The sequence below is a fragment of the Methylobacter tundripaludum genome, from assembly GCF_002934365.1.
Classification (GTDB): Bacteria; Pseudomonadota; Gammaproteobacteria; order Methylococcales; family Methylomonadaceae; genus Methylobacter_A; species Methylobacter_A tundripaludum_A.
On record NZ_PTIY01000002.1, the window covers coordinates 126,516 to 153,226 of the forward strand.

28 protein-coding genes are annotated in these 26,711 nt (G+C 48.3%); 18 read left to right on the forward strand and 10 right to left on the reverse strand.

The features are described from left to right. Positions 1-4: 4 nt before the first annotated feature. From B0F88_RS02670 to B0F88_RS02690, 4 genes are all read left to right on the forward strand, one after another. Positions 5-907, forward strand: a complete 903-nt coding sequence (locus B0F88_RS02670) for a 5'-nucleotidase (RefSeq protein ID WP_104422406.1) — start codon at positions 5-7, stop codon at positions 905-907. 382 nt (positions 908-1,289) lie between these two features. Beyond that, positions 1,290-2,342, forward strand: coding sequence for an OmpA family protein (locus tag B0F88_RS02675; RefSeq protein ID WP_104422407.1), 1,053 nt, complete (start codon positions 1,290-1,292; stop codon positions 2,340-2,342). Positions 2,343-2,684: 342 nt separating this feature from the next. Further along, positions 2,685-3,299 (forward strand): BON domain-containing protein, encoded by a 615-nt coding sequence (locus tag B0F88_RS02685; protein WP_258076540.1) that lies wholly within the window; start codon positions 2,685-2,687, stop codon positions 3,297-3,299. Positions 3,300-3,301: 2 nt separating this feature from the next. After that, a complete protein-coding gene (locus tag B0F88_RS02690; protein WP_258076541.1) occupies positions 3,302-4,435 on the forward strand; it encodes a DUF1207 domain-containing protein in 1,134 nt (377 codons plus the stop codon). 255 nt (positions 4,436-4,690) lie between these two features. On the opposite strand, the gene B0F88_RS02695 is transcribed toward B0F88_RS02690, so the two are convergent. Beyond that, a complete protein-coding gene (locus tag B0F88_RS02695) occupies positions 4,691-5,440 on the reverse strand; it encodes a Crp/Fnr family transcriptional regulator (RefSeq protein WP_104422409.1) in 750 nt (249 codons plus the stop codon). Between the two features lie 227 nt (positions 5,441-5,667). Then, positions 5,668-6,678, reverse strand: coding sequence for an EF-P beta-lysylation protein EpmB (epmB, locus tag B0F88_RS02700; RefSeq protein WP_104422410.1), 1,011 nt, complete (start codon positions 6,676-6,678; stop codon positions 5,668-5,670). 82 nt (positions 6,679-6,760) lie between these two features. On the opposite strand from epmB, the gene efp reads away from it, so the two are divergent. The 7 genes from efp to rnhB all read left to right on the forward strand — a co-directional run bounded on the left by efp (position 6,761) and on the right by rnhB (position 13,329). Then, positions 6,761-7,330: an elongation factor P gene (gene efp / locus B0F88_RS02705; RefSeq protein WP_104422411.1), complete on the forward strand. Its 570-nt coding sequence runs from the start codon at positions 6,761-6,763 to the stop codon at positions 7,328-7,330. Continuing rightward, positions 7,330-8,355 (forward strand): EF-P lysine aminoacylase EpmA, encoded by a 1,026-nt coding sequence (epmA, locus tag B0F88_RS02710; RefSeq protein WP_181049822.1) that lies wholly within the window; start codon positions 7,330-7,332, stop codon positions 8,353-8,355. The genes efp and epmA overlap by 1 nt, the downstream gene beginning before the upstream one ends. Before the next feature lie 80 nt (positions 8,356-8,435). Then, positions 8,436-10,823, forward strand: coding sequence for an outer membrane protein assembly factor BamA (gene bamA / locus B0F88_RS02715; RefSeq protein WP_104422412.1), 2,388 nt, complete (start codon positions 8,436-8,438; stop codon positions 10,821-10,823). Between the two features lie 105 nt (positions 10,824-10,928). After that, on the forward strand, positions 10,929-11,429 hold the full coding sequence (locus B0F88_RS02720) for an OmpH family outer membrane protein (RefSeq protein ID WP_104422413.1): 501 nt from the start codon (positions 10,929-10,931) through the stop codon (positions 11,427-11,429). Positions 11,430-11,488: 59 nt separating this feature from the next. Then, positions 11,489-11,932, forward strand: coding sequence for a 3-hydroxyacyl-ACP dehydratase FabZ (fabZ, locus tag B0F88_RS02725; protein ID WP_104422414.1), 444 nt, complete (start codon positions 11,489-11,491; stop codon positions 11,930-11,932). Position 11,933: 1 nt separating this feature from the next. Continuing rightward, positions 11,934-12,704, forward strand: coding sequence for an acyl-ACP--UDP-N-acetylglucosamine O-acyltransferase (gene lpxA, locus B0F88_RS02730; RefSeq protein ID WP_104422415.1), 771 nt, complete (start codon positions 11,934-11,936; stop codon positions 12,702-12,704). 31 nt (positions 12,705-12,735) lie between these two features. Further along, on the forward strand, positions 12,736-13,329 hold the full coding sequence (gene rnhB / locus B0F88_RS02735; protein ID WP_104422416.1) for a ribonuclease HII: 594 nt from the start codon (positions 12,736-12,738) through the stop codon (positions 13,327-13,329). Here rnhB and B0F88_RS02740 read toward each other — a convergent pair. After that, entirely contained in the window at positions 13,326-14,315 is a 990-nt protein-coding gene (locus B0F88_RS02740; protein ID WP_104422417.1) for a serine/threonine protein kinase, read from the reverse strand. The genes rnhB and B0F88_RS02740 overlap by 4 nt on opposite strands. 195 nt (positions 14,316-14,510) lie before the next feature. Here B0F88_RS02740 and B0F88_RS02745 point away from each other — a divergent pair, with 195 nt between their 5' ends. Beyond that, positions 14,511-15,017 (forward strand): cytochrome P460 family protein, encoded by a 507-nt coding sequence (locus B0F88_RS02745; RefSeq protein WP_104422418.1) that lies wholly within the window; start codon positions 14,511-14,513, stop codon positions 15,015-15,017. Positions 15,018-15,080: 63 nt separating this feature from the next. Here the strand turns inward: B0F88_RS02745 and B0F88_RS02750 are convergent, their stop codons facing one another. The 4 genes from B0F88_RS02750 to B0F88_RS02765 form a co-directional block, all read right to left on the reverse strand. Beyond that, complete coding sequence (locus tag B0F88_RS02750) at positions 15,081-15,884, reverse strand: penicillin-binding protein activator LpoB (protein WP_104422419.1); 804 nt, start codon at positions 15,882-15,884, stop codon at positions 15,081-15,083. A gap of 11 nt (positions 15,885-15,895) precedes the next feature. Further along, positions 15,896-16,504: a penicillin-binding protein activator LpoB gene (gene lpoB, locus B0F88_RS02755; RefSeq protein ID WP_104422420.1), complete on the reverse strand. Its 609-nt coding sequence runs from the start codon at positions 16,502-16,504 to the stop codon at positions 15,896-15,898. Between the two features lie 81 nt (positions 16,505-16,585). Then, positions 16,586-16,987, reverse strand: a complete 402-nt coding sequence (locus tag B0F88_RS02760) for a YcfL family protein (RefSeq protein WP_104422421.1) — start codon at positions 16,985-16,987, stop codon at positions 16,586-16,588. 3 nt (positions 16,988-16,990) lie between these two features. Then, a complete protein-coding gene (locus B0F88_RS02765; protein ID WP_104422422.1) occupies positions 16,991-18,484 on the reverse strand; it encodes a COG3014 family protein in 1,494 nt (497 codons plus the stop codon). A 734-nt stretch (positions 18,485-19,218) separates the two neighbouring features. Between B0F88_RS02765 and B0F88_RS02770 the strand changes: the two genes are divergently transcribed. Continuing rightward, positions 19,219-20,028, forward strand: coding sequence for a hypothetical protein (locus B0F88_RS02770; RefSeq protein ID WP_104422423.1), 810 nt, complete (start codon positions 19,219-19,221; stop codon positions 20,026-20,028). A 1-nt stretch (position 20,029) separates the two neighbouring features. Further along, complete coding sequence (locus tag B0F88_RS02775) at positions 20,030-20,590, forward strand: putative 2OG-Fe(II) oxygenase (protein WP_104422424.1); 561 nt, start codon at positions 20,030-20,032, stop codon at positions 20,588-20,590. 156 nt (positions 20,591-20,746) lie between these two features. Here the strand turns inward: B0F88_RS02775 and B0F88_RS02780 are convergent, their stop codons facing one another. Further along, positions 20,747-21,241 (reverse strand): hypothetical protein, encoded by a 495-nt coding sequence (locus B0F88_RS02780; protein ID WP_104422425.1) that lies wholly within the window; start codon positions 21,239-21,241, stop codon positions 20,747-20,749. A gap of 248 nt (positions 21,242-21,489) precedes the next feature. Between B0F88_RS02780 and grxD the strand changes: the two genes are divergently transcribed. Next, a complete protein-coding gene (gene grxD / locus B0F88_RS02785; protein WP_104422660.1) occupies positions 21,490-21,813 on the forward strand; it encodes a Grx4 family monothiol glutaredoxin in 324 nt (107 codons plus the stop codon). A gap of 40 nt (positions 21,814-21,853) precedes the next feature. On the opposite strand, the gene rnt is transcribed toward grxD, so the two are convergent. Further along, complete coding sequence (rnt, locus tag B0F88_RS02790) at positions 21,854-22,474, reverse strand: ribonuclease T (RefSeq protein ID WP_104422426.1); 621 nt, start codon at positions 22,472-22,474, stop codon at positions 21,854-21,856. A gap of 101 nt (positions 22,475-22,575) precedes the next feature. Between rnt and B0F88_RS02795 the strand changes: the two genes are divergently transcribed. After that, complete coding sequence (locus tag B0F88_RS02795) at positions 22,576-23,337, forward strand: MlaA family lipoprotein (protein WP_104422427.1); 762 nt, start codon at positions 22,576-22,578, stop codon at positions 23,335-23,337. Positions 23,338-23,403: 66 nt separating this feature from the next. On the opposite strand, the gene pyrC is transcribed toward B0F88_RS02795, so the two are convergent. Continuing rightward, entirely contained in the window at positions 23,404-24,435 is a 1,032-nt protein-coding gene (gene pyrC, locus B0F88_RS02800) for a dihydroorotase (protein ID WP_104422428.1), read from the reverse strand. Positions 24,436-24,542: 107 nt separating this feature from the next. Here pyrC and B0F88_RS02805 point away from each other — a divergent pair, with 107 nt between their 5' ends. Both B0F88_RS02805 and aspS read left to right on the forward strand, forming a co-directional pair. Further along, positions 24,543-24,800: an FmdB family zinc ribbon protein gene (locus B0F88_RS02805; protein ID WP_104422429.1), complete on the forward strand. Its 258-nt coding sequence runs from the start codon at positions 24,543-24,545 to the stop codon at positions 24,798-24,800. A 102-nt stretch (positions 24,801-24,902) separates the two neighbouring features. Further along, positions 24,903-26,693, forward strand: coding sequence for an aspartate--tRNA ligase (gene aspS, locus B0F88_RS02810; RefSeq protein ID WP_104422430.1), 1,791 nt, complete (start codon positions 24,903-24,905; stop codon positions 26,691-26,693). Positions 26,694-26,711: the final 18 nt, after the last annotated feature.

Consider the following 26,711-nt stretch of genomic DNA (forward strand, 5'->3'; position numbering starts at 1 on the left):
GGCTATGCGAGAAAAAAAGCTGGTCGTGGCGGTATCGTCCAGAGCGTTATTCAATCTGGATGAATCGCATACGATATTTGAAACCCAAGGCAAGGAAGCCTTCTGCCAATATCAGATAGAGCACGAGGATGAAATTCTGGCGCCGGGTTACGGCTTTGCGTTGGTTCAAAAGCTGCTGGCTATCAACGACAGCCGCCCCAATGACCCGCTGGTTGAAATCATCCTGTTATCGCAAAATAGTGCGGATACCGGGCTAAGAATCTTCAATTCCATTGCCCATCATCGGTTAGCCATTATCCGTGCGGCATTTACCAGCGGCGCATCGCCTTACAGTTATATCCCGGCGTTCGGGGCGCATTTGTTTTTATCGGCTAATGCCGATGATGTCGCCAAGGCGCTGGATGCCGGGTTTGCTGCGGCGACTATTCTTTGCGGTCCTTCGGTGGCGCATTATTCCGATCAGTTGCGTATCGCGTTTGACGGGGATTCCGTATTGTTTTCGGATGAGTCGGAACGGATTTATCAGCAGCGCGGCTTGGCTGTATTTACCGAAAATGAACGCAACGAAGCCAAAACGCCATTGCCGGGCGGCCCGTTTAAGGATTTCCTGAGCGCCCTGCATCATATCCAGACGCAGTTTGATTCCCAATCATCACCGATTAGAACGGCGCTAGTGACTGCACGTTCTGCGCCGGCACATGAGCGGGTGGTCAGGACATTAAGGGCCTGGGGTATTCGTATCGATGAGGCGCTTTTTTTGGGCGGAATGGCGAAAGGCGATTTTCTGAAGGCATTCGGTGCGGATATTTTCTTCGATGACCAAAAAGGGCATTGCGAGTCAGCAGCCCAGCATGTCGCCGCCGCGCATGTGCCGCACGGCATTGCTAACCAGATACAGGGTAAGTAGCCGTTTAAAATTTTTTTGGCCTTTATTGCTCGCGCTCACGACGAAGGGTGCGGAGCTCAAGAAGAACATATCAAACCTCATGAATCCAGTATGTTCCGGGATAGGTATGATGCGCGATGAATTTGCCGCATGCGTTTAAAAAATACGCAAGTATCCCGTTCAATCAGGCTATTATGTTCGGTAACGTACAGACGGGCTGCTGATGTTGCGGTTAAGCTACATTTGAGATTTTATAGCAACACTGATTTTGTAAGGAGTATTTTCTGTAAAATAGCATAAAAGGTAATGGATGCTGGTTCAAGATAGTGTGAATCGAAACGAAATAACGAGATCAATTCTAAAGACCCTGATGAAAAATAAACTAGAGATAAGGAAAAATATTATGCTGAAAAAGAATTTACTATTCATTGCCCCGTTACTCACTGCGGGTTTTCTGCCGCTGGCGCAAGCCGCCGATGCATTCCAGGATGACCGTTGGTATGTGGCGCCTTTCGCTTCGTTTGTCAAAACCGGTGGCGACCGTAGAGCAAGCGATGGCTGGGGGGGCGGCATGGGCATTGGCAAGATCCTCGATAAACATTTCAACGTCGAGGTTAAAGGGTTTTATGAAGGATTTGGCGGCGATAACGGTCCCTGGGATCTGGCGGGCGGCACGGCTGATGTACAGTATTATTTCTTCCGCGATAAATTCTCGCCTTATACCGTCGTCGGAGTAGGCGCCATGAACACATGTGCTTCCGCTAATTGCGGTGTAGGCGTTATCGGCGAAGCAGGCGCAGGTTTTACCTACGAGCTTCACGACAACTTCTTGCTCCGCAGTGATGTGCGTTATCGTTACAACAACAATCTCAATGCCCACGTACAGCCGGGTACAGATGAGTTCCACGATATGACCGTCAACGTTGGTTTTGTCATTCCGTTTGGCGACAAGCCGAAACCTGCAACAAGGGCTGAGGCTCCAATCGCAGCCGTCCCGGTTGCCGCAGTTGAAAATTGTTCCACCCTCGACACGGATTCTGACGGTGTTAACAACTGTTTGGATAAATGTCCCGGAACTATCAAAGGCAGTAAGATTGATAATAAGGGATGCCCAATCAGACTTGTATTGACAGGCCAGCATTTCAAATATGATTCTGCGGAGTTGACACTGAATGCCAAGGAACTGCTTGATGGTATCGCAGGAAATCTTGTTGCCTATCCTCAGAAAAACGATATTGAAGTCCAGGGGCATACCAGCAGCGAAGGCACCAATGCTTACAACATGAAGTTGTCGGAACGGCGCGCGAAGTCAGTTGTTGAATACCTTAAAATGAAAGGCGTCACCAACAAGTTGACTGCGAAAGGCTATGGCGAAACCCAACCTATTGCCGATAACAGCACGGAAGCAGGCAAGGCTGAAAACCGTCGTGTCGAGTTGATCTGGATCGAATATTGATCAAGCTATAAGGCCGCGAAAATAAGTCGGCTGGAATTGTCTAAATGCTGTAAACACAAAAACCCGCTTTCAAGCGGGTTTTTTTATGCTAACCAGTCCGAGCTTGAATGCCGAAACCGGGCTGTTTTCTTTTCTCAATGGCGTTTGTTCAAATTGGATGGGCCTTATGTACGATACCGTACAGACCCTGCCTGATGTTGTCGCTAGAATTTGTATGAGCTTTCAATCCAATGCGCTCGATTCAAAGAGAGGGAATTTCTTTTACCTGACGTTTTTCTCTAATGGGGTTCCCTTAATGTCATTTGGCGCATTTTTAAAAAATACAACGCAAAGGAATAACCAATGAAAATAACCAACGAGTACAAACAAAAAAAATTAGCCGCTAACGTTGTTGTGATCGGCTGTTTATCCGCTGTTCTCGGACTGGCGGGGTGCCAACAAGAAGGCACAGCAGAAAAAGCAGGGCAAAAAATCGATCGTGCGGCTGAAAAAGCTGAGCAAAAGATTGAACAAGCGACTGAAAAAGCAGAAACAAAAATTGACGCTGCAAAAGAGTCATTGGATAAGAAGGCCGACAAAGCCGGAGAATACATCAATGAATCAACTGACGCCTCTAAAGGGGCGCTGGAAAAGGCGGGAAAAAAACTTGATCAGGCGACAGAAAAAGCAGGAGAAAATATTGAGGGCGCAAAAGAGTCGGTAGTTGATAAGGCTGAAACAGCGGGGGAATACATCGATGATTCGGTTATTACCACAGAGGTTAAGACGGCGATTTTAAATGATCCTTTACTTAATGCATCCCATATCGAGGTGACGACTGATAAAGGCGTAGTGAAGTTGAGCGGCACTGTTGATTCCGAGCAAAGCATCGGTAGGGCGGTGGAAGTGGCCAATAGTCAGAAGAATGTAAAATCAGTGCAAACTGACTTGATCGTAAAGAGCGCGCCGGGTAAATAATAATGGTCTATTTACGATTCATAGTTGTTTTTGGCGTTATGCTGGTCCCCGTGTCTTTTGCTCATGCCACGGATCAGGATGACGCTTACATAGCCGGTTATGCCGCTGGCGTGTTAAAGCATGATTTAAAACGTGATATGCCGACATTAGTTGTACAGGATGGTGTAATTACTTTGCCGGTGAGTAGTTTGGAAGCCGCCGACCGGACCAAAGCGGTGCGGCTGTTAGCGGAAATTCCCGGGGTTAAGGCGGTAAAACTATCGGAAGCGACTAGCCGGCAGTCTGTGGCTGATTCTTCAAAGTCTGTCCAAGCTGCGGGCGATGGGGTTGGAGCAGGCGCTGAAACAACCCTATTGCCGACAGGACTTTTGCCCACCGGTCATCTATTCAAGCCATTATTGGCCGATACGCGCTGGGCCCATTTCTCGGCTGCTTACCGTAACTACCAGAGCAATAATTTTGATGGCAGAGATATAGCTTCTGTCAGCTTTGGTGAAACGATACCGTTTTATCGCAGTAATTTCGGACAATCCACTGCGCAATGGGAAACAGGGGTGCAAGCAGGAGTCTTTAGTGACTTCAATCTGGGGGCCTCATCGTCTGATCTGGTCAACACAGATTTTATTGCCGCAGTCTATTCAAGTGCGCGTGCTGGCCAGTTTTCAGCGTTTGGCCGTATTTATCACCAAAGTTCACATCTTGGCGACGAATTTCTGTTGCGCAAGATAAATACGAAATTCGAGCGAGTAAACCTCAGTTACGAAGGCGCGGATTTAAAGCTCTCTTATGAACTCCCCTATGGAGTCCGCTTGTATGGCGGCGGGGGAGGCCTGTTCCACAAAGAACCTTCGACGCTTAAGATATGGTCGGCGCAATATGGTGTTGAGTTTCGAAGTCCTTGGCGCATAGATTTTGCATCAATGCGGCCTATCGTTGCAGCTGACATCAAGAATTACGACGAAAATAACTGGAGTACGGATGTGTCGGCCAGAGCGGGCGTTGAATTTGGAAATTCAGGCGTATTAGGCCGGAAGCTTCAGGTTCTTGCAGAGTACTATAACGGCTACTCTCCTAGTGGGCAGTTTTATAAAGAGAAAGTGGAATATGTTGGCTTAGGTGCGCATTATCATTTCTAACCGAAGATAGAGAGGGCTTAACGTCTGTCCGTAAACGGCAGACGCTTTGCCTGACATCATCTGGAATAGGATGATTCCGAAAAGGAAGCGTTTCTCGGATTACTCTGGTAAATTCTGGAAAACCAACCGGGAAGGTCATGCAACCGGAGGCTGACAGGAAAGTCAATGGTTACGAGTCTGAACGCTTGGCATCGTCTACGACAGTATCAAAACCTGCATCCGATCGGGGATAGGCTGAAATGGATCTCCAGTGTGCTAATCGGCCTGCTCAAATGGGTGGGTTGGGGCGGGTAGCAGGCGATCGAGTTCCGTTTTGACCACTTGGTAGCACTCGCAAACCCGCGATTCCAAACCCTGCCTGTCCAGTACTGTGATACGGCCACGGTTGTAATCAATTAATCCCGCGCGCTGTAAATTCCCGGCGGCCTCGGTGACGCCTTCGCGGCGCACTCCCAGCATATTGGCGATCAATTCCTGAGTCATAATCAATTCGTTCGACGTGAGCCGGTCCAGGCTTAGCAGCAGCCAGCGGCAAAGTTGCTGATCCACTGAATGATGCCGATTACAGACCGCCGTTTGCGCTGTCTGGGTAATCAGCGCTTGGGTATAACGCAGCAGCAAATTATGCAACACTCCGTTGCGAGGCCCCTCCGCACGGGTGAATTCCTGCATAAGCAAGTGTCCCCGCAGTCTATAGGCATAGCCCGCACTCTGCACGACAGCCCGGTTGAGCATTGTTTCGCCGCCCATGAACAGCGCGACACCGATGATGCCTTCGTTGCCGACCACGGCGATTTCGGCCGACGCACCATTCTCCATCACGCAAAGCAGCGATACGATACAGGTCGTTGGCAAATAGACATAACTCAACTTGGCGCCGGACTCGTAAAGGACTTCACCTAGCGGCATCTGAACCAGTTCAAGATGGGGAGAAATGCGTTCGTATTCGGTTTCGGGCAGAGCGTCGAGAAGATGGTTTTGCCGCGGGTCATGCGAGTCAGTCATAAGTAGCGCTCCTATTTGTAAGTTAAGATCGAATCGCGTTAGCCACCTAAACAAAGCGGCGGGTGATATGTTAAGCGGCTGTAGGATAGAGAATGTCGTCTTTTCACACAATAAGAATTATTGTTTATCGGGCGAATTCGCTATTGAGCTGAATGCCTTATGCCGCTAACGCCTAAACTGGCGACCGGGATGGATAAAGCGGGCAGAGCCAAGGGAATCTGATGACTCTAAAAAACAGGTTGCTTGGATGCAGCTCCAGCCTGTTCTTTGACGAGCTTTGGAACCAGATAGCCGGGCAGGGCGGCTTGAACTTGCTTGATTAGCGCCAACGCTTCTGTTTCAGAGACTTCAAAATGCCCGGTTCCCGATGCCTTATCCAATAAATGCAGATAGTAGGGGATGACGCCGTTGCCGAACAGTCGTTCGCTCAGTTCGCATAAGATTTCCGCGTTGTCATTGACGCCTTTTAACAGCACCGATTGGTTAAACAAGGTGATGCCGCTGTTTTTCAGTGCGTTGCAGGCGGCAATGACGCGGGCACTGATTTCATTGGCATGGTTGCAGTGGACGACCATTACAATTTGTTGAGGGCTTTGGCGTATTGTGTCGATCAATTCATCGGTGATGCGGGCAGGCAGGACGATAGGCAGACGGCTGTGTATCCTGATACGCTTTAAATGTTTAATGCCGTTTAATTGCTGCATAAGCCGGGCTAATCTTGCGTCGCTTAGCAATAAAGGGTCGCCGCCGCTTAAAATAACTTCCGAGATACTTGCGTCGTCTCGTATGGCTTGGATGGCGGTAGTTTCCTTTTGTTTGCCAAGCTGCAAGTCGGCGTATGGAAAATTGCGCCGGAAACAATACCGGCAGTTGATGGCGCAGCTGCCGGTATTGATAAACAAAACCCGGCCATGATATTTGTGCAAAACGCTGGTCCGGGTGGCGGCCGCAAGGTCGCCGACAGGATCATTGCTAAAACCCGGATAAGCGAATAGTTCATCTTTTATGGGCAGTACCTGTCGTAATAAAGGATCATGCGGATTGCCTTTTTCGATACAGGCGGCAAAACTTAAAGGTACGCGTAAAGGGAAATCTTCAACGGCAGCGGTTGAAACCGGCAAGTCATCCGGCGATAAGTCCAGGTAACGGCAAAGGTCGTCAATGTTATTAAAAGCTTCGGCAAGTTGCTGTTGCCAGTGTTTAGTAAAGTGCTGGATTTCGGATTGCGGCTCGGACATCAGAGATTATTAAATTTTCTATCGGTTGTTGGCTCTATTATAATGCTTAAGTTTTACATTGTTTGTCATCTTTGAGGATAAAATGGCCATTTATAGCACCAACGAGTTTAAAGCCGGGTTAAAAGTTATGCTGGATAACGATCCCTGTGCAATTATTGAAAATGAATTTGTAAAGCCGGGTAAAGGCCAAGCGTTTAACCGGGTAAAAATCAGGAATTTGAAAACCGGCCGGGTGATTGAAAGAACCTTTAAATCGGGCGAGTCGCTTGAAGGCGCCGATGTGGTCGATGTCGAGATGCAATATCTGTATAACGACGGTCAATTCAGGCATTTTATGGTGCCGGATACTTTTGAACAGTATCAATGCGACGAAAAAATCGTCGGCGATGCGGGTAAATGGCTTAAAGATCAGGATTCTTGTACGGTGACCTTGTGGAATGATGCGCCTCTTGCTATTTCCCCCGCTAACTTTGTCGAGCTGACCATTGTGGAAACCGATCCGGGCGTGCGTGGCGATACTTCGGGCGGCGGCGGCAAGCCGGCCACTCTGGATACAGGTGCAGTGGTCAGGGTTCCTCTGTTTGTGCAGCAGGGTGAAATGATTAAGGTCGATACCCGTACCGGCGAATACGTTTCCCGCGTAAAAGAATAGTGTTGCAAGAGTGGCAGCCGACTTGCCCCATAGAGCTTCTGCGGTTAAGGGCGCGGACGCTTGCGAAGATACGTCAGTTTTTTGCCGACAGGTCGGTGCTGGAAGTGGAGACGCCGCTGCTTGGCAACAGCATCGGAACCGATCCGCAGCTGGCGTTTTTCACGACTGAGTATTTATCGCCAGGGATGGTGTGTACGCCGGAAGCCTGTCAGGAACAAGCTTGGCAGTCGCCATCCCGGCAAACGCTGTTCCTGCAGACATCACCCGAGTTCGCAATGAAACGCTTGCTCGCAGCCGGCAGCGGTTCCATCTATCAGATCGGCAAAGCTTTCAGAAACGGCGAGTCGGGGCGTTTTCATAATCCCGAATTTACGATGTTGGAATGGTATCGTGTCGGTTTTACCTTGCCTCAGTTAATGGATGAAATCGCCGAGCTGGTCGGTGGGCTGTTTATCGATCTGCCGTTACAGGAAACACAACGGGTCAGTTATCAAGACGTGTTTGTTTCATTTACCGGTTTAGACCCTCTGGTATTTTCATATCAAGACTATTGCAATTTTGCCAGGGAATGCGGGTTATCGGAGGCAGTGGATATTTGCGGACACGATCATGCGTTGTGGCTGGATTTTATCTTCAGCCATAACGTTCAGCCGCATTTGGGTAAAAATGCGTTGTGCATGGTTTACGGTTATCCCGCTTGTCAGTCGTCATTAGCCAGAATCAATGAGCAATGCGCGCAGATCACTGAACGGGTTGAATTGTTTGTCAACGGCGTTGAACTTGGCAACGGTTATCATGAGCTGACGGATGCGGCGGAACAGAGCAGTCGCTTTGATAAGGAGTTGGCGATCAGGCAACAACAAAAACTGCCTGTTTCCGTTAAAGACAAACGTCTTATTGCGGCTCTGGAGTCGGGGCTGCCGGAATGCTCAGGCATGGCTATAGGTTTGGATCGTTTATTGATGCTGTTGTCGGGTAGTGCATCCATTGATGATGTGCTTAGTTTTCCGATTCATAGGGCTTAAGCTTTTTTAAATATTTACTGTGATATAATCCGGCAGTTTTTCAATATTGGACAATAGCTGTTTCATTCTTAGACTTCTACATGAAATTAAATACTTTTTCGCGCGCGCTATTGCTGTTTCTACTTGTTTCCCAGGCGGTTAAAGGTGATGAAGAGTTTGTTGTAGAGGATATTCAGGTCAAAGGTCTGCAACGTATCTCTGTAGGCACCGTTTATAACTATCTCCCGGTTAATGTGGGAGAAAGATTTTCATTGGATAATGTCGCTCCGGCAATCAAGGCGCTATTCAAAACCGGTTTTTTTAAGGATATTTCTCTGGAAAGGGAAGGATCAACGTTGATTGTTAACGTGGTGGAGCGGCCCTCGATTGCAAAGATCATTTTTGAAGGCAATAAGGATTTGAGCAAGGATGACTTGACTAAAGCCTTAAAGAAAATCGGTTTGGCCGAAGGCAAGGTGTTCGACCAGCAAGTGCTGGATAAAGTCGAGCAGGAGTTAAGCCGCCAATATTTCAGCCACGGCAAATACGGCTTAAAGATTAAGACCGACGTGTCTAACCTTACCCGCAACCGGGTCGGTATTCATATCAAGATTTCCGAAGGCAGGGTAGCCAAGATTAAACAGATCAATATTGTCGGAAACAACGTTTTCGACGATAAAACCCTGTTGCGCAATCTTGAGTTGAATACGTCGAATTTATTGTCGTTCTATACCAAGGACGACCAGTATTCCAAACAAAAGTTGTCGGCGGATTTGGAGACTTTGCGTTCTTATTACCTGGATCGCGGTTATGTCAACTTCAATATCGAGTCGACGCAGGTAGCGATCACCCCGGACAAAAAAGATATTTATGTCACGATCAATGTCAAAGAGGGCGATGTTTATACGCTGGATAAAGTCAAGTTAGCCGGTAATCTGGTGGTCGATCCTCCCGAACTTATCAAGCTGGTCAAGGTAGGGCCGGAAGAAATCTTTTCCAGGAAAAACGCTACAGAAACCTCTAAAGCAATTTCCGACCGCTTGGGTGATGACGGCTATGCGTTTGCTAACGTCAACATGGTGCCGGAAATCAATGAGGCGAAAAAGACCGTCGATATGACTTTTTTTGTCGATCCGGGCAAGCGCGTTTATGTCAGGCGTATTAACATGAAAGGCAACAGCAAAACCCGCGATGAAGTGTTGCGCCGGGAAATGCGGCAAATGGAGTCCAGCTGGGCGTCCAGTTCGAAAATTGAACGGTCGAAAACGCGTCTTGAACGCTTGGGCTATTTTGAGGAAGTCACTGTGGAAACGCCGCCGGTTGCAGGCGCCGCGGATCAGATCGATGTTAATTATTCAGTCGTGGAAAAGCCATCCGGCAATTTGTCGGCAGGCGTCGGTTTTTCTCAGGTTCAAGGTATCGTATTGAATGCCAATATCGCTCAGGATAACGTGTTCGGCTCGGGTAAGCGGGTGAATCTTGCCTTTAACAATAGTAGTTACTTAACAAGTTATCAGTTTGGTTTTTTAAACCCTTATTTCACCGTGGATGGCGTCAGTCAAGGTTATAATGTGGGTTATACCAAGCGAAATGCCGGCCAAATTAATATTGCCAATTATTCAACCAATGTGGCGAATGCCGGGATCAATTTCGGCATACCGCTAAATGAGTTCGACAGCTTGCGTTTCGATATCGATGTAAAACATACTTCGTTGAGTGCAACCAGTTATTCATCCAATCAGATTTGCGACTTCATTTATGGCAATAATGGCACGGATATTTGTGCAAATAACTCAAACGGTAACGTTGCAGGAGGGGCCAATACCCGGAAGAAAGTTAAGGCGACAGGCGATTCGTTTCTGACATTGGCGCCATCGGTGGGTTGGACTCATGATACGCTTAACCGGGCTATCTTCCCGAATAAAGGGCAACAACAGCGTTTTTCCGCGTTGGCGACAGTCCCCGGCAGCGATCTGGAATATTATAAGCTTACTTACAAACATCAATTGTATTTCCCCCTGGCTAAAGATTTTACATTCAGACTGCAAGGGGAGGCGGCATACGGGAATGGTTATGGAAAGACAACCGCTTTGCCTTTCTTTGAGAATTTTTTCGGCGGCGGTACCGGGTCTATACGGGGCTTTAAGAATAATACTGTGGGGCCGAGAGACTCCAATGGCTATGCGTTTGGCGGCTCCAGCAAAATTATCGGGAATGCCGAATTGTTTTTCCCTGTGCCTTTTTTACCTGAGACAAAATCAGTCAGGTTAGGGACCTTTATGGATGCAGGGTCCATTAGTGACGGTTTTAAAACGAATAACCTAAAATATTCTGTCGGGGTCTCAGGCGAGTGGATGTCGCCGTTCGGCGCTTTGTCTGTCAGTGCCGCGTTACCGCTAAATGCCAAATCCACCACAACAGCAGCCGATGGCACTATTACAGGGGATCAAAAAGAGATGTTTCAATTCAACTTCGGGCAAAATTTCTAGAAGAAGTTGGTTTTGTTTAACAGGCTTATCCCCTATAATTCGGCATATGATTTAACTTATTCTTAATCATTACTTATTTTAATTTCACCAGAGAACCGTGTAACAATGAAAACAAAAATTGCTTTATTTTTAGGATTGTTGCTCGCTGCTAATGCGAGCTATGCTGATTTAAAAATTGGCTTTGTCAATATACCAGCCGTTCTTGAAAAAGCACCTCAGGCGGAAAAAGCCAAAAAACGCCTGGAGCAAGAGTTTTCACCTAGAGATAAACAATTAGTCGCTCAGCAAAAAGAAATCCAAAGCATGGACGAAAGAATGACCAAAGACGCCGCCGTGATGGGGGAGTCGGCACGGGCCAACCTGGAAAAGGATATTTTAAACAAGAAACGGGATGCAAAAAGAGCCCAGCAGGAGTTTAGCGAAGATTTCAATGCCCGTCGCAATGAAGAATTGGGCAAATTGCAACGCCGCATCGTTGAAGCTATTCGGGAAATAGCCAAAGACCAAAATTTTGATTTATTACTCACCGATGGCGTTATCTATGCCAGTGAAAAAATTGACGTGACTAGCCAAGTTCAACAAAAGTTGTCAGCCATGCCGGAATAATTACACACGGTTTTTATCCCATCGCATCGTCATCAACTTTATAAGAAAAATCCTTAGACATGTCCATTAAGCTAGATATTTTACAAATACAAGAATTCCTGCCGCATCGTTACCCTTTTTTGCTGGTTGATAAGGTGATCGAATGCGAGCCCGGCGTTAGGTTGCTGGGAGTGAAAAACGTCACTTATAACGAACCGTTTTTTCAAGGACATTTTCCGCAAAAACCCATTATGCCCGGCGTACTGATTTTGGAAGCTTTGGCTCAATCGACAGGGTTGTTGGCATCCGAAACAGCAGGGGATGAACTGGCCGGAATGATTTATTATTTGGTCGGCATCGATAAGGCTAAGTTTAAAAGACCCGTTGTGCCCGGCGATCAATTGATGCTGGAAGCAAAATTCCTTAAAAGCAAACGCAATATCTGGGCATTCGAATGCTGCGCCGAGGTTGACGGCGAGTTCGTTGCGAGCGCCGAAATCAGATGTGCGGCCGTGGTAAATTAATTTGATTGATCCAACAGCGATAATTGATAGCAAGGCGGAGCTGGCTGATGACGTGTCGGTCGGCCCTTTTTCCGTTATCGGGCCTGATGTAAAGATTGATGCGGGTACCGTTATAGGCTCCCATGTCGTTATTAAAGGGCCTACCTCGATAGGTAAGCAAAATCGTATCTATCAATTCACGTCCATCGGCGAAGATCCCCAAGACAAGAAGTATGCGGCCGAGATCACCCGGCTGGAAATCGGCGATAGAAATACGATACGCGAGTATACCTCTATGCACAGAGGTACCAAGCAGGATAAAAGCCTTACCAAGATAGGCAATGACAACTTGTTTATGGCTTATACCCATGTAGCGCACGATTGCATCATCGGCAATCACGTCATTATGGCCAACGGCGCTTCGTTGGCCGGTCATGTGCATTTGCACAGCCACGCCATTTTGGGCGGATTCACCCTGGTGCATCAGTTTACCCAGATAGGGCAGTACAGCTTTGCCGCGATGGGCAGCGCGATTACTCAGGATATTCCCCCGTTTGTAATGGTCGGCGGCAAGCCCACCCGGCCGCACGGCATAAACTCGGTCGGCATGGAGCGCAACGGCATATCCCCCGAAGACATCCGCTTAATCAGGAAAGCTTACAAGATCATTTACAAGACCAATTTGCGCCTCGAAGACGCCATCGATCAAATGGAAGATTTGGCCGGGGAAAGCAAAGAATTGTCCGACATGGTCAGTTTTTTGCGCAACGTCAGCCGGGGCATATTGCGTTAAGCGCTTTTGGCACGCTTAAACTGAAGCCGTTATGGATGATGGGTTTTCAACCAAAAGTATTGTCGCCGGCGTTGACGAGGCGGGCCGAGGACCGCTTGCAGGTCCGGTTTTCGCAGCAGCAGTCATTCTCGATCCGATGCGGCCGATAGCCGGATTGGCCGATTCCAAAATCCTTAGCGAAAGCAAACGGGATAGTCTTTACATCCTGATCAAAGAAGCCGCTTTAAGCTGGTCGATTGCGCAAGCCAGTGTTGAAGAGATTGACCAACTCAATATTCTTCAGGCCACTTTATTGGCAATGCAACGAGCGGTACAAGGATTGCACATCCAGCCCGATGAAGTGTTAGTGGATGGCAACCGTCTCCCCCAATTGTCCATGCCCGCCCAAGCCATCGTCAAAGGCGACAGCAAAGTGCAGGCGATCAGCGCGGCGTCAATATTGGCGAAAGTCGAGCGGGATAAGCTGATGGTTGAGTATCATCAGCAGTATCCAGACTTTGCGTTTCACGAGCACAAAGGTTACGGTACCAAACAGCATCTGGCCGAAATTGAGCGGTTCGGTTTTTTGGATGTGCATAGAAGAACATTCAACCCGGTAAAGTCCATGCTGCAAGGTAAGCTTTAACCCAACTCAAGCGGCCCTTCATCCATTAACGCGATCTGTTCGCGCAGCTCAATAATCCTGTCCTGCCAATAACGCGGGATGTCGAACCACGGGAACGCCATAGGAAACGCCGGATCATCCCAGCGCCTAGCAATCCAGGCTGAATAATGGATCAGACGCAGGGTGCGCAGGGCTTCTATCAGATGCAGCTCCCGGATATCGAAATCGTAAAAAGTCCGGTAGCCGGCCAACAGATGGTTTAACTGCACGGTCATTTCGGCGCGATCCCCGGACAGCAACATCCACAAATCCTGTATCGCAGGCCCCATCCGGCTGTCATCGAAATCGACAAAATGCGGGCCGTCATCGGTCCATAAAATATTGCCGGGATAACAGTCGCCGTGCAGGCGCAAGTTTTTCACCTTGCCTGCGCGCTCGAAGCAACGTCTTGCGCCAGCCAGCGCATGTTCGCTCACGCTACGGTAAGCCTCGGTAAGATCGGCGGGGATGAAGTTATTCGCCAGCAGATAAGCCCTTGGTTCATCGCCGAAACCGGCAATATCAAGCGTCGGCCGGTCCTTGAACGGCTGTAAAGCGCCGACGGCATGAATACGGCCGATAAACCGTCCCATCCATTCCAGTGTTTCGCGGCCGTCAAGCTCTGGCACGCGACCGCCTTGTCTTGGGAATACCGAAAAGCGGAAACCGTCGGCTTCGATTAACGTCTGATGATCGCCAAACGGCGTCGCCGGAACGACAGGAATTTCAGACTCGAACAATTCCTGAACAAAAGCATGTTCTTCAAGAATGGCCGCAGATGTCCAGCGTCCGGGCCTGTAAAACTTGGTCACAATAAACGATGTATCCGCCATGCCGACCTGGTAGACCCTGTTTTCGTAACTATTAAGCGCGAGCAATCGGCCATCGCTATGCAGGCCTATAGCGTCGAGCGCGTTCAAAATAATATCGGGCGTCAGCGCTGAAAAAGGAGTGAGATTCGTATTCATGGTTACTATTGTAACGCTGAACGTCGATTCGGCTAAGGTTTGTCGTTACCCCGTTAATGAAAACAGAGTTAGTTGCTTGGTTTTCTGGTATAACATTCGGGCATTACTTTCTATCGGGCGGCTTAATTCATGCGGCCGATCAAGAGCTAAATACTCAAATTCTAAAACGCATTCTGAACTAGAACGGAGGGTTATATGAAAAAATCGCAAAATCTTAAATTGGGTTTATTCCTGTTTGCCGGTTGTTTGTTTTTATCCGCAACATTATTTGCGGAAACTAAAACGCCGGCAGATACTGCAAAACCGGTCCACGGCGAATATATCGACTGGCGTTTGTTGGCCGTTTCCCACAGGGAAGATAAAAAAACACTGCGGGCTATTTTAGGTAACGATACGGCTATCGCCGCAGCACGAAAAGAACAGACCAAGCCTTGGCCGGACGGCTCCGTTTTAGCTAAAGTCGTGTGGAAGGAAAGCACGCATCCCAATTGGCCGCAAGCGATTGTTCCCGGCGAGTTTGCGTCCGCCGAGGCGATGGTTAAGGACGGGAAAAAATACGCCAATACCGGCGGCTGGGGATTTGGCCATTGGGAAGGCGGAAAGCTCATCATGCACGAGGAAGCTAAAGCGAAGGAATGTTTTGCTTGTCACATGCCGATGAAGGATAACGATTACGTTTATACCTTTAACGCACTAAAATAAATAGCGTCACCAGGCGTTAACAGATCAGTGCTCGTGCTGATCCGTTAACGTTAACTTCTGATTTTACGGGGCAAAGTGTACGACCTCTCCTTCCTGCATGGCATTGCCGGGTGCAGGGGCGGTATTTTGATAGGCGCCGATGCCCAGCTGTTCATTAATCTGCCGCGCCACATCCAGTCCCAGGCTTTTTGACACTTCCGAGACGACCTTGCCGCGACTCGGAACCACCCGGCTTCCTCCGGTCACAATACGAACATCCTGACCCTCGCCGGTAGCGCTAAAGGCGGCTTTGACTTCGTAAGTGCGGGTGCTGATCAGGCTGAACTCCGCGACCAGCGTCAGGCTGAAAGTGCTGGACAGCGTGTCAGTACCGATAATGGGATTCACTTCATTGCGAAAATCAAGATCGCTGACCGTGCCAAATAACACATAATCGGCCCCAGGATAAGCGCCTTTTTTGATGCGGCTGATAATGTCGTAGATCTGCTCGCCGCTCTTGGCGGTATAAGGCTTGGCTTGCGATAGTTTAAAGTCGCCGGTTTTAAGGATTTCCCCTTTAATGTCGCCGACAAATTTACGCAACTCGCCATATTCTATATAGCTGTAACTGCTTTCGACCTCGGTATAATCAGTCTGTGATTTTCCGTTATACGATGAACGGCTCGAAGCCGAGGAACTTTCAAAACCGTCCCGTTCCCGCTCGCTGTGGCTCGCGCGCTCGGACGACTTGTTGTGATAATCGACAATATGAAAATAACCGCTGACACGCTCGGCATAAGCCAGATCGGTTACCGCGATTTTAGTCGCCTGGGCGCTACAAGCCCCAAACAGTGACGACATCAGGAATAACAAACGCAACGCTTTCATTGGGCGGCTCACTAGAACATGGATTTATTGGATGTTTTGCGTATTTCTTTTTCGTCGGCCCATTCCATGATGCCGGATTCGTTGTCCACCAGTTGCAAGCTGAATTTGTAGTACACGTCTTTGACATCGCCTGCGCGTTTGACGATAGAGGTGATGGAGCCTTCGATACGGAAATCGGCGCCTTCCATGTTACCCATTTTCTTGGATTTGCTTTTTTTGTATAGGCTTGTTTGATTTTGCCGGGTTAACTCCTCGACCTGGGTTTGCATGGCGCTGGTGTCCACTGCAAAACGCACCAATCCGCTTTTCAGAATTTTAGCTCGTATCGAATCGGTGATGGATTTTGTGTCTATGTATTCGCTGGTTCTGTTTTTTACATCAGCGACTGTTACTAAAGGGCGCTGTTTTGCAGTCAGGGGAGCGGATTGCAATAGCGAGCCGGCCATCGATTCCGCTATGGTTTGCAGATCGGTGGAACCGAACTCGTTAGTCAAAGTTTCAACCGCTTTACTGTCGCCGTATTCGACATTGCCCGAGCTGAGTGTTGGCGACTGCGTAGCGCAACCGCTTAACAGCAGCGCTATCGTTGTGGCTTTGAATGCATTTGAATAGTTATACATGGATTTATGTCTCTGTTGGTGTGGGGCGACTTCAGTCGCTCAATATATTGAAAAGGCGGCTAAAGTCGCCGTTACCGTTATCTAAGGCAGATTACCGGTGTTATCCGGGCTTTGCACAACAAGCCTGAAATCGGTGGCCTGGGGCGACGGCGCGACGGCCGTTAACGTTTGTTTCTGGTAAGCGTAAACCAACACTGGTTTCCAGGCTTCCTCGCTGCCGACCGTAAAGCCGTTGGCATCCAGCCATTTAAAGCGATAGTAAAGCTGTTGATTATCCGAGTCGGTATTGTTGATCTCCGCCTGCACCGTCAACAGATGATTGCGTTTTACGGCGCGCAGGTCGGTTATTTGCAGATACGACATTTCACTTAGCTGCTCGACTTTGGCATGGATGCTGCCGGGCCGTGGCGGCGGCTTGTGGCTGGCGCAGCCGCTGAGCAGCGACAAAGCAATTGCTAACGGTACGATTTTAAACGGATGCATGGTTTATCCTTTTGCTTGTTGGACAGGTTTTCTGGCTTTTTTCTTTTTGGATTTAGCGGTGCCTTTGGTTGCAGCCGCGCTATTGTCGTTCGCAGGCTCAATAACAACGGGTGCGGCATAAACCGGCGTGTGCGGCCCATAAGCCGGTTGCGACCAGTAAACCTGATTGCCTAGCAGACGCGTCACCACGACGGCGTGAGAGCCTTTGATGTCGATGGATTGCTTGCTGCCGCCGATGGCGATGTCATGCTTGCCGGAAGGCAATGTTGCGCGGGCAATGCTGATGGTTGCAGGCAAAGTGCGCCAAGTGCGTTCATCAGCGGATTCGGTAATGACATTGGCTATATTCAGCGCAATGCCGGCAATCGCCGCGCCGCCGCCTTGGTCCATCAAGGCTTTTTGGGACATTGCTTTTGCCGCGGCACGAAGAATGCCCCGAACGATAATTCCCGGCATATCGTCTCTTAATGCCCGTTTGGACATTGTATCCAGGCTGGTCACACCCGCTAATGGCAGGGTTTCTTTGCCGTCGATGCCGAGGGTGCTGGGTTGCGGAGTGCGGCTGGGGTCTGAATGCAGTACCGGAAACGATATGGGAATAACGCCCAAATTGCTGACGATGACCGGCACGGGAATAGTGACTGAGCTAAGCGCGGGCGCGGTGCCGGATTCAACCACAAACAACACATCGGTTTCGGCAGGTTTACGGAGGCTAGTACGGGCTTCCAACGTCGCCAGGCCGTCTTCCAGAATTTTAATATTGGGCTGTAGCTCAATCGCCTGCCGGTAACCGGGCGCGGCGAGTCCCTGTTCGTTCAAGGCTTCATAGACAAAACCGGCCAAATAATGGCTGAAAGCGCTTTGGTAACCGTTTTTCAGTCGGGTGACTTCGGCCGAATTAAGCGTTTCGACCGGATAACCGTTCAAATCCTTAAAGGTTGTGGCGATGCCTTTTTCCTTGCTTTCCTGTTCCAGAGCCTCGGCGTCTTTCGCGTTGATTTCCGCGATAATGGCTTCGCGCTCGTGGGTTTTCTTGATCTCAATTCTGGCGGCATTCCAGTCGCCTGCCGATAAGTGATCCAGAGCCAGTCGGGTGGACAGCATGACTTTTTCATAATCATGCCCGTCGTAGCGGCGGGTTTTGTCGTTTAGCACCACCGCGCCGACATTTTCCAAAATTGCGCCGGCCCTGATTTTGGCCTCATTTTCCCACTCATTGACTTTCCGGTCGGCCAACATCCACGCGCCTGCGCTGTCTTTATATTGGCTTTTCAAACGCAATAATTCGCCTTTTTCCAGATAGTAAAGCAAATCGAAGTCGCCGCCGGTGTTGTTGGCTTCATGTTGAGTTAAGGCTTGATCAAGCTGGCCTTGTCCGACCAGATCTATGGTTTGTTTGAGTTCGTTATCGTAACTGCGCATTGCGGAGCAGCCGGATAGCGTCAGCATCAATACAAAAGGCAGGGCAAGGCCTGGAGAAGAGGTAAAGAGGGGCATGAGGATTCCTTGTTTTATTATTATGGTGGTGTACGGTTTTTACCCGCTAGCTTCGGTGTCGTCCGTAACTAAGATGCCAACGCAGTAGAGGAAGTATAAATGTTTTTTTTGATAACCCAATTTTTTTGAGCTGATGCACTTTACGGCATTACAGCGATAGCAATGTGTCGGGATTTGCGAATAACGGAGGACAATTGGAATAAGTTTAAGTTATTTATCTGTTTTTTATTCTTCCAGACGATAGGTCGCACTCATTTTTTTGCCGCCCATCGTCGAGACCATATCTTTGTTTGCCGTAAACCGGAATGTTCTTGTCAACTCATTTGTAAGCTTAGACCGACTATACAAATATAGTGAAATAGTGAACAATGAAAACCGGTCGTAAAGGGTGAATTTAGCAAATAGGAGCGGTTGACCGCTAAATTACAGAAGCTCAGAACCACCTTAGTCTGTCCGTATTTTTTTCAAAAATGCACAATGCAAGACTTGAACCTGATGTTATAGGGCAGGTTTCAGGATGAGATCGAAGCTATGTTCGGTCAATCTGCCAAAATTGCACCGCAGAAACGACTAAAAAATCAAAAAATAACTGAAAACAACCTATTGGCCTTTATCGCCTCTTTTCAGTTAAGAGCGATATCATATGTCAAAAAATCATGATAAATCTGACGCCTGGAACGCGTTGGTTTTAATCTTACAACGGAATAAACAACTAAAATTATGGGGTGGAAATTATGGGATGGACAAAATCTGTCAGTAAAGGCGCGAAGGGTGTTGGCAAATCAATAGACAAGGGTGCAAAAGATACCGGTAAAGCAGTCGTAGATACCGGAAAAGATGCTGGAAAAGCAATTGAAAAAGGTGCAACGGATACGATTGATACGGTCGTTGATACTACAACTACCGTTATCAATGTCGCAACTGATACATACAATTACGCAGTCGATTTTGCTAATGATACGGCCGCTAGAACTGAAAGCATTGAAGCGACGGTATTGAAAAATACCGAAGAAATGGCAAAGGCTGGTATTGATACAACTTCAAAGGAGTTTAACGATTTATCAAAACAAGCTGAGCAACAAGTTATTGCTGGTGTTGAGGTTGTTAAAGATGCGGCAGTAGACGCTTATGCGTGGATTGATGAGAACGCTTGTAGAATTGGTCTAACGGCGTCGCTATCGATGGGTTTCGTCGCAGCATTTACGCCTGCGCAGCCAGAGGGGGCGGCGACATCAACTACGATGAGTTCATTATATGTAACTATGATTTCAACTGCTGGAAAATATGCAACTGCAATAGCATTGGCGGAAGCGTCTACAGAATTAATTTATTTGATACCTGGTGTAAAGGGGCAAGTGAATCAAGACCTTTTATTTAATTGTGTTTCAAATTGTATTTACTACTCATTAGATTCGGCCGCATTGTGGGGAACGCCTGCTGGAGTTGGGATCGCGATGGGGGCCGCAGTGTCGCCAATTGTAGCAACTTTAATATGCACTAGAACTTTACCTAACGGATTTTCCAAAGCACTGCCAAAGAGTTAATATGGAAAGCAAGGTGTTATACACATTAGAGTATTTAGTTGGACATTTGGACAATATAGATAACCTAAAGTTAAAAGCTAACATATTGCGTAATTACGAAGGAAGAAACTTCATGGAAGATAGTCCAGAAGATATTCGTTATGAGGATATTAGACTGGACTTATTTCCAGAAGTTAAAAAGTTGATGCGCACTTTGATGGATAAGTTTGAGGAACAATATGGGTTGAAAATAAAACCCGTTCCAACATCAGACCCGAATGAAGTTGTTTGGGCGGTTGTGCATCAACACAATGAAAGCACCAATTGGCACGATCACGCCACCCATACTAATTACAATAAGGGAGCTAAGGTAAGTGCGGTATATTATGTAGATGTTCCACATAATAGTGGGGATATAGTATTTAAAGTTTATGAGAATCCATTTGTAACTAAAATGTATTTGGAGAAAGCGGAAACGGGTAAGTTCATAATGTTTGATAGCACATTGTTACATTGCGTAACTAAAAATTTAAGCAATTATAATAGAATTATTATTAGCATGAATTTTACATTTGATGACTAATCAAGGTTCTTCGGAGTCAGGGGCAATTTAGTAATTAAGCGGATATAATGGATTCGTAATGTTTTCGGCAATGCGATTAAGAAACGGTGATTGGACTGCATAATTTCTTAACTGGGTGTGAAAATATATTTTCCCTGAAGAATTGGTTTCGTCAGTCTATTCGAGGGTTTTGTTTTTAATGCGGGTTCCCATTAGGTAATCGAACCAAGGCCAGGTAACGCACCAGTTACCGGGGGAATTGCCGCCGAGATGATGGTCGCAATGCCAGCGCAAATGCCGTTTAGCCCAAGCCGGGTCAAGGTGGGCCTTACGATGTTTATAGTAATAAAACATCAAGGAAGCATATAGTGTACCGGCAAATAGCGGGAACATGATCAACAGTGGCGCATGCAGCAGTACAATGCTTATCAACACCGCCAATTCCTTGGTTTGAGGATTCCATGTTGTTAAATTCATGGACTGATAGCCCGGGTCGAGCATGGCGTTTTGGGTGCAAGCGGCGTGATGTTCATACCAGTGGTAAGCCCAGAAACTATGCCGATTTCGTCCCAGCCCATGCAGAATGTATTTATGCATCAGCCATTCGCCCGCATTGGCGCCCGCATTGGCATAGGCCAAGCCTAAAATGAATTGGACAGCTACGCTAAGCATGGGCAAAATACCTCGTGCGTTAATTAATCGATCGGCATTAGCCGGAATATTTCTTGTTTCTATAGTACGTCTGTTATTAAATCAAGCAAAAGATATTGTCAGATAAAGCCATTCCAAGTGGGGTGTTAAATGACGCCGATTAGTGTGCTCAGCGGTTGCCCCGGCGGCCGGATTGCAAGATTTTCTTTTTTAGCCGTTATAAAGTTGATAAAATCAGTGGGTTTTTCATTTATTGGGTGATTATCATCATGAGCGTTATAGAAAGAATTAAAGACCAGATTGGAAATAATCCGGTGGTTTTATATATGAAAGGGTCGCCGGATTTTCCTCAATGCGGCTTTTCCGGTCAAACAGTGCAGGTGTTAGAGGCCTGCCATGCCAAATATAAGCACGTTAATATTTTCGAGGATCCCGAGCTTCGCGAGGCGCTTAAAGAGTATTCGAACTGGCCGACCTATCCCCAGCTTTATATTGGCGGCGAATTAGTCGGCGGTTGCGATATTGTTACCGATCTTTATCAAAAGGGTGAGCTGGCAAAGATGTTGGCTGCGGTTGGCGGTGTAGAAGAATAAGTTGTATTTGATTTGTCGGGTTACGCTACGCGAACCCGACTTACGCTCGCGATTCCAGTTCCTTCCAGCGGTTGACGATCATGCAAAACAGTTCCGCTGTTTTTTCGGCGTCATAGAGCGCTGAATGCGCTTTTTCGTTATCCCAGTCCAATCCTGCCGATTGGGCGATTTTCGCCAGCACTGTCTGCTGATAGGCCAATCCTCCCAACGTCGCGGTATCGAAAGTGCTGAACGGATGAAAAGGGCTGCGTTTTATTTGGGTCCGTTGAATGGCTGCATTCAGGAAGCTGATATCGAAAGCCGGGTTGTGGCCGACCAAGATTGCCCGTGTGCAATTATTACGTTTGACGGCTTCTTTAATCGGCTTAAACAGCATGTGTAGCGCATCTTTCTCTTCGATAGCCATCCGAAACGGATGGTGCGGATCGATCTTGTTAAATTTGAGAGCGGCTTCGTCCAGTTCGGCGTTTTTAAAGGGAATGACATGTGTTGTATAACGTTCGGTTACTTCCAGGTCGCCGTTGCCGTTATATTCAACAATAACCGCGGCAATCTCCAGTAATGCATTTTTTTTTGGATTAAATCCGGCTGTTTCTATGTCAATGATTACCGGAAGGAAGCCCCGGAAACGTTTGTCTAAGGGAATTGCAGGTGTATCCATTTTGTGAGTTATGCCAAGATGTGTTGAAATGATGAGTAATAAATGCGGCGATTTATGATATGTTACGCGAAAATCAATAACAGCGTTGTGGAGAAAATGTAATGCGGCAGAAAAAATTAATCACTCAACTCGGATGTCTTGTTTTGTTGGGTGCGCTGGGTGGGTGTGCAACTTCCGCTAAAGATCCTCAGGATCCATTTGAAGAATGGAATAGAGGCGTGCAGACGTTCAACGATAATCTTGACGAGTATGCAATGAAGCCTGTTGCCAAAGGCTATCAGTGGATAACGCCATCGTTTGTTGATCGCGGCGTGACTAATTTTTTCAGCAATATTAATGATATTGGCGTAACTATTAATGACTTGTTGCAGTTCAAAATCGAACAAACCGGTATGGACGGATCGCGATTTCTCGTGAATACCGTCGCCGGTCTTGCCGGTTTTATTGATGTCGCAGAGATGATCGACTTGCCCAAGCATAATGAAGATTTTGATCAAACCATGGGCGTCTGGGGTGTGCCGGCAGGCCCTTATCTGGTGTTGCCGTTTTTCGGGCCAAGCTCTCCTCGGGGAGTGGGCGGTCTGATCGGCGATGCGGCGATGAATCCGATCAGCTATATTGATAGTGGGGCAATCACCGGCGGCTTGTTTGCGTTGAATGCCGCCGACTTGCGTGCAGACAACTTGGCTACTGAAAAAATTGCTACAGAAGCGGCCGTAGACCGGTATGCGTTTTTTAAGAGCGCTTATTTTCAACATCGTGAATACCTGATCCACGATGGCAACCTGCCGGAAGGACATGATTTGCTGGAGCTTGATAAGGAGTTTAATGAGGATAATTTGGGGCCGATTAAGCCTTACTAATCCATACCTGATCCACGAAAGGGCCGGTAGTTATGCACCGGCCCTTTTTTGTAGGCAATATCCAGGTTATTGCAATTTCCAGGGTAATTCTTCATTAGCCTTCAACGGCGTAATCGACAGGTCATTTTTCCCGTAAACAGCTGGCACTTTCCAGGCGGTTTTTTCCAGCGTGACTGTACCTGAATTTCTGGGTAGCCGGTAAAAATCAGCGCCGTAAAAACTGGCGAAAGCTTCCAATTTATTCAGTGCATCCGCCCGTTCGAATGCTTCCGCGTAAAGTTCCAATGCCGCATGGGCGCTGTAACAACCGGCGCAACCGCAGGCGTTTTCTTTTAACGAAGTCAGGTGCGGCGCGCTGTCTGTACCCAAAAAGAACTTTGGATTGCCGCTGGTCGCAGCTTCGACTAATGCCAGACGGTGCGACTCGCGTTTGATGATCGGCAGGCAGTAATAGTGCGGCTTGATGCCGCCGGCCAGAATCGCATTGCGGTTAAAAAGCAAATGTTGGGGGGTGATGGTTGCGGCAATATTGGGAGTGGAAGCCAACACAAACTGCACGGCTTCAGTTGTGGTCACATGCTCGACCACGATGCGTAAGCCAGGAAAATTGCGGGTGATGTCGCTTAGGTAGGTGTCGATGAACACCCGCTCCCGGTCGAAAATATCGCAAGCGTCGTCGGTTACTTCGCCATGAATCAGCAAGGGCAGGTCATGCCGCTCCATTGCCGCCAATAGCGGATAAATAGCTTTGATGTCGGCAACACCGGAATCGGAGTTAGTGGTGGCTCCTGCCGGATAAAGTTTGAAGGCATGGATATGTTCGCATTCGGCGGCTTTTTTGATTTCAGCCGTTGTCGTCGAGCCGGTCAGGTAAAGCGTCATCAGCGGCGTAAAATCCAGGTCCGCAGGAACTGCGGCTAAAATTTCTTCCCGATAAATCAAAGCCTGAGCCACCGTCGTAACCGGCGGCTTGAGGTTGGGCATGATGATCGCGCGGGCAAATTGCCGGGCGGTATGCGGCATGACGGTTTTTAAAACAGCGCCGTTTCTGACATGCAAATGCCAGTCATCCGGCCTTGTGATGGTTAATGTTTTCATTATTGGAGTTAAATTCTGTAAAATAGGCGGTTATTTTATAGTAAGTGCCTTGAAAAATTAAACGCAGCACTTATCGTAGCTATTATTTCTTATTATCGGAGCGATAAATGCCAATATACGAGTACCAATGTCAATCATGCGGTCATGAGCACGAAGCGTTACAAAAACTCAGCGCCGAGCCCCTCGTTATCTGTCCAGCCTGTAGCAAGCCGGAATTAATGAAAAAGATTTCTGCAGCCGGCTTCAGATTAAAAGGCAGCGGCTGGTACGAAACCGATTTTAAAAGCGGCGCCAAGAAGAATGTCGCCGGCGAAGCCAGTTGTTCGCCTTCCGGCGGCTGTCCGGCCGGCAACTGCAAAAGTTAATAAAACAGGCGCAAGACACAAGGTGAAAGACAACGAACACGCTTTCGCCTTGAGCCTTTCGTCTTTTGCTTTTTACCTTAACTAAATCAACAGGGAAAATTTATGCGTACTCACAAGTGCGGAGAATTAAACACACAACAGCTAGGCGAAACGGTTTCAATCTGCGGTTGGGTACATAGACGCCGAGATCACGGCGGCGTTATTTTTATCGATCTGAGAGACCGCGCCGGCTTGGTGCAAGTTGTGGTTGATCCCGACGTGGCTGAAACCTTCGCGACGGCTGAAAGCGTCCGCAGTGAATATGTATTACAAATTACCGGCTTGGTTCGCGACCGTCCGGCAGGCACGGTTAATCCCAACATGCATTCCGGCGCGATTGAGGTATTGGCTAAAAACATCGTCGTGCTGAACGAGTCGGAAACCCCGCCGTTCCCGGTCGAAAGCGAGATCGAGGTCAACGAGGAACTGCGTTTGCGCTATCGCTATATCGACTTGCGCCGCACCGAGATGCAGGAAAAGATGAAGGTGCGCCGCGACGTGACGCGGGTGTTAAGAAATTTTCTCGACGACAACGAGTTTTTCGAGATCGAAACGCCGTACCTAACCAAAGCGACTCCAGAAGGCGCGCGCGATTACATCGTGCCGAGCCGCACCCACGAAAATTCGTTTTTCGCGCTGCCGCAATCGCCGCAATTGTACAAACAAATCCTGATGGTCGCGGGCATGGACCGTTATTATCAAGTCGTGCGCTGCTTCCGCGACGAAGACTTGCGCGCCGACCGTCAGCCCGAATTCACCCAGCTGGATATCGAAACTTCGTTCATGGATGAAAACGAGATCATGCATGTCATGGAGGAAATGATCCGCCAGTTGTTCATTAAAGTGATCGGCGTAAACCTGGGCGACAAATTTCCGCGTATGACGCATCAGGAAGCCATCTCCCGTTACGGCGTCGATCGTCCCGATTTACGGATTTCGCTGGAATTGGTCGATGTTGCCGAGGACATGAAAGACGTCGATTTCCAAGTCTTCTCGGCGCCGGCTAACGATCCGAAAGGCCGCGTCGTTGCAATGCGCGTACCGAATGGCGGCGAATTAAGCCGTAAAGACATCGATGCGTTAACGAAATATGTCAGCATTTACGGCGCAAGAGGCTTGGCTTATATCAAAGTCAACGACCTGTCGGCCGGTGTCGACGGTTTGCAATCGCCTATCGTTAAATTCGCTCCTGCGGAAGTTTGGGACAGTGTGTTGGCCAAAACCGGCGCGCAAAACGGCGATTTGATCTTTTTCGGCGCGGATAAAGCGAACATCGTTAATGAAGCGATGGGCGCATTGCGGGTCAAGTTGGGGCATGATTTGAACCTGCTGCAAGGCGACTGGAAACCGGTTTGGGTGGTTGACTTCCCGATGTTCGAATGGGATGAAAAAAGCGGTCGTTACAATGCGATTCATCACCCGTTCACCGCGCCAAGTTGCTCGGTTGAAGAGTTGGTCGTCAATCCGGGTGCGGCATTATCGCGCGCTTACGATTTGGTGTTGAACGGCACCGAAGTCGGCGGCGGTTCGATTCGTATCAACCGCAGCGCTATGCAGCAAACCGTGCTTGAGATTTTAGGCATCGGCGAAGACGAAGCCAGGGAAAAATTCGGCTTCCTGCTGGATGCATTGAAGTACGGTGCGCCTCCGCATGGCGGTTTGGCGTTCGGCCTTGACCGTCTGGTCATGTTGATGACAGGATCAACCTCTATTCGCGACGTGATTGCTTTCCCCAAGACCCAATCGGCGGCTTGTCCGTTGGTCAGCGCACCGGCGGTCGTCACCGATGAGCAGTTGAAGGAACTGGGCATCAGGTTGATTAAACCTGCGGGAAAAGAGAAAGTTAAGGACTAAAAAGCTTTTTTATTCACC

Coding starts and splice junctions, on each gene's coding strand:
- B0F88_RS02670 (WP_104422406.1), top strand. CDS start 5: ATGCGAGAAAAAAAGCTGGTCGTGGCGGTATCGTCCAGAGCGTTATTC.
- B0F88_RS02675 (WP_104422407.1), top strand. CDS start 1,290: ATGCTGAAAAAGAATTTACTATTCATTGCCCCGTTACTCACTGCGGGT.
- B0F88_RS02685 (WP_258076540.1), top strand. CDS start 2,685: ATGAAAATAACCAACGAGTACAAACAAAAAAAATTAGCCGCTAACGTT.
- B0F88_RS02690 (WP_258076541.1), top strand. CDS start 3,302: ATGGTCTATTTACGATTCATAGTTGTTTTTGGCGTTATGCTGGTCCCC.
- B0F88_RS02695 (WP_104422409.1), bottom strand. CDS start 5,440: ATGACTGACTCGCATGACCCGCGGCAAAACCATCTTCTCGACGCTCTG.
- epmB (WP_104422410.1), bottom strand. CDS start 6,678: ATGTCCGAGCCGCAATCCGAAATCCAGCACTTTACTAAACACTGGCAA.
- efp (WP_104422411.1), top strand. CDS start 6,761: ATGGCCATTTATAGCACCAACGAGTTTAAAGCCGGGTTAAAAGTTATG.
- bamA (WP_104422412.1), top strand. CDS start 8,436: ATGAAATTAAATACTTTTTCGCGCGCGCTATTGCTGTTTCTACTTGTT.
- B0F88_RS02720 (WP_104422413.1), top strand. CDS start 10,929: ATGAAAACAAAAATTGCTTTATTTTTAGGATTGTTGCTCGCTGCTAAT.
- fabZ (WP_104422414.1), top strand. CDS start 11,489: ATGTCCATTAAGCTAGATATTTTACAAATACAAGAATTCCTGCCGCAT.
- rnhB (WP_104422416.1), top strand. CDS start 12,736: ATGGATGATGGGTTTTCAACCAAAAGTATTGTCGCCGGCGTTGACGAG.
- B0F88_RS02740 (WP_104422417.1), bottom strand. CDS start 14,315: ATGAATACGAATCTCACTCCTTTTTCAGCGCTGACGCCCGATATTATT.
- B0F88_RS02745 (WP_104422418.1), top strand. CDS start 14,511: ATGAAAAAATCGCAAAATCTTAAATTGGGTTTATTCCTGTTTGCCGGT.
- B0F88_RS02750 (WP_104422419.1), bottom strand. CDS start 15,884: ATGAAAGCGTTGCGTTTGTTATTCCTGATGTCGTCACTGTTTGGGGCT.
- lpoB (WP_104422420.1), bottom strand. CDS start 16,504: ATGTATAACTATTCAAATGCATTCAAAGCCACAACGATAGCGCTGCTG.
- B0F88_RS02760 (WP_104422421.1), bottom strand. CDS start 16,987: ATGCATCCGTTTAAAATCGTACCGTTAGCAATTGCTTTGTCGCTGCTC.
- B0F88_RS02765 (WP_104422422.1), bottom strand. CDS start 18,484: ATGCCCCTCTTTACCTCTTCTCCAGGCCTTGCCCTGCCTTTTGTATTG.
- B0F88_RS02770 (WP_104422423.1), top strand. CDS start 19,219: ATGGGATGGACAAAATCTGTCAGTAAAGGCGCGAAGGGTGTTGGCAAA.
- B0F88_RS02775 (WP_104422424.1), top strand. CDS start 20,030: ATGGAAAGCAAGGTGTTATACACATTAGAGTATTTAGTTGGACATTTG.
- B0F88_RS02780 (WP_104422425.1), bottom strand. CDS start 21,241: ATGCTTAGCGTAGCTGTCCAATTCATTTTAGGCTTGGCCTATGCCAAT.
- grxD (WP_104422660.1), top strand. CDS start 21,490: ATGAGCGTTATAGAAAGAATTAAAGACCAGATTGGAAATAATCCGGTG.
- rnt (WP_104422426.1), bottom strand. CDS start 22,474: ATGGATACACCTGCAATTCCCTTAGACAAACGTTTCCGGGGCTTCCTT.
- B0F88_RS02795 (WP_104422427.1), top strand. CDS start 22,576: ATGCGGCAGAAAAAATTAATCACTCAACTCGGATGTCTTGTTTTGTTG.
- pyrC (WP_104422428.1), bottom strand. CDS start 24,435: ATGAAAACATTAACCATCACAAGGCCGGATGACTGGCATTTGCATGTC.
- B0F88_RS02805 (WP_104422429.1), top strand. CDS start 24,543: ATGCCAATATACGAGTACCAATGTCAATCATGCGGTCATGAGCACGAA.
- aspS (WP_104422430.1), top strand. CDS start 24,903: ATGCGTACTCACAAGTGCGGAGAATTAAACACACAACAGCTAGGCGAA.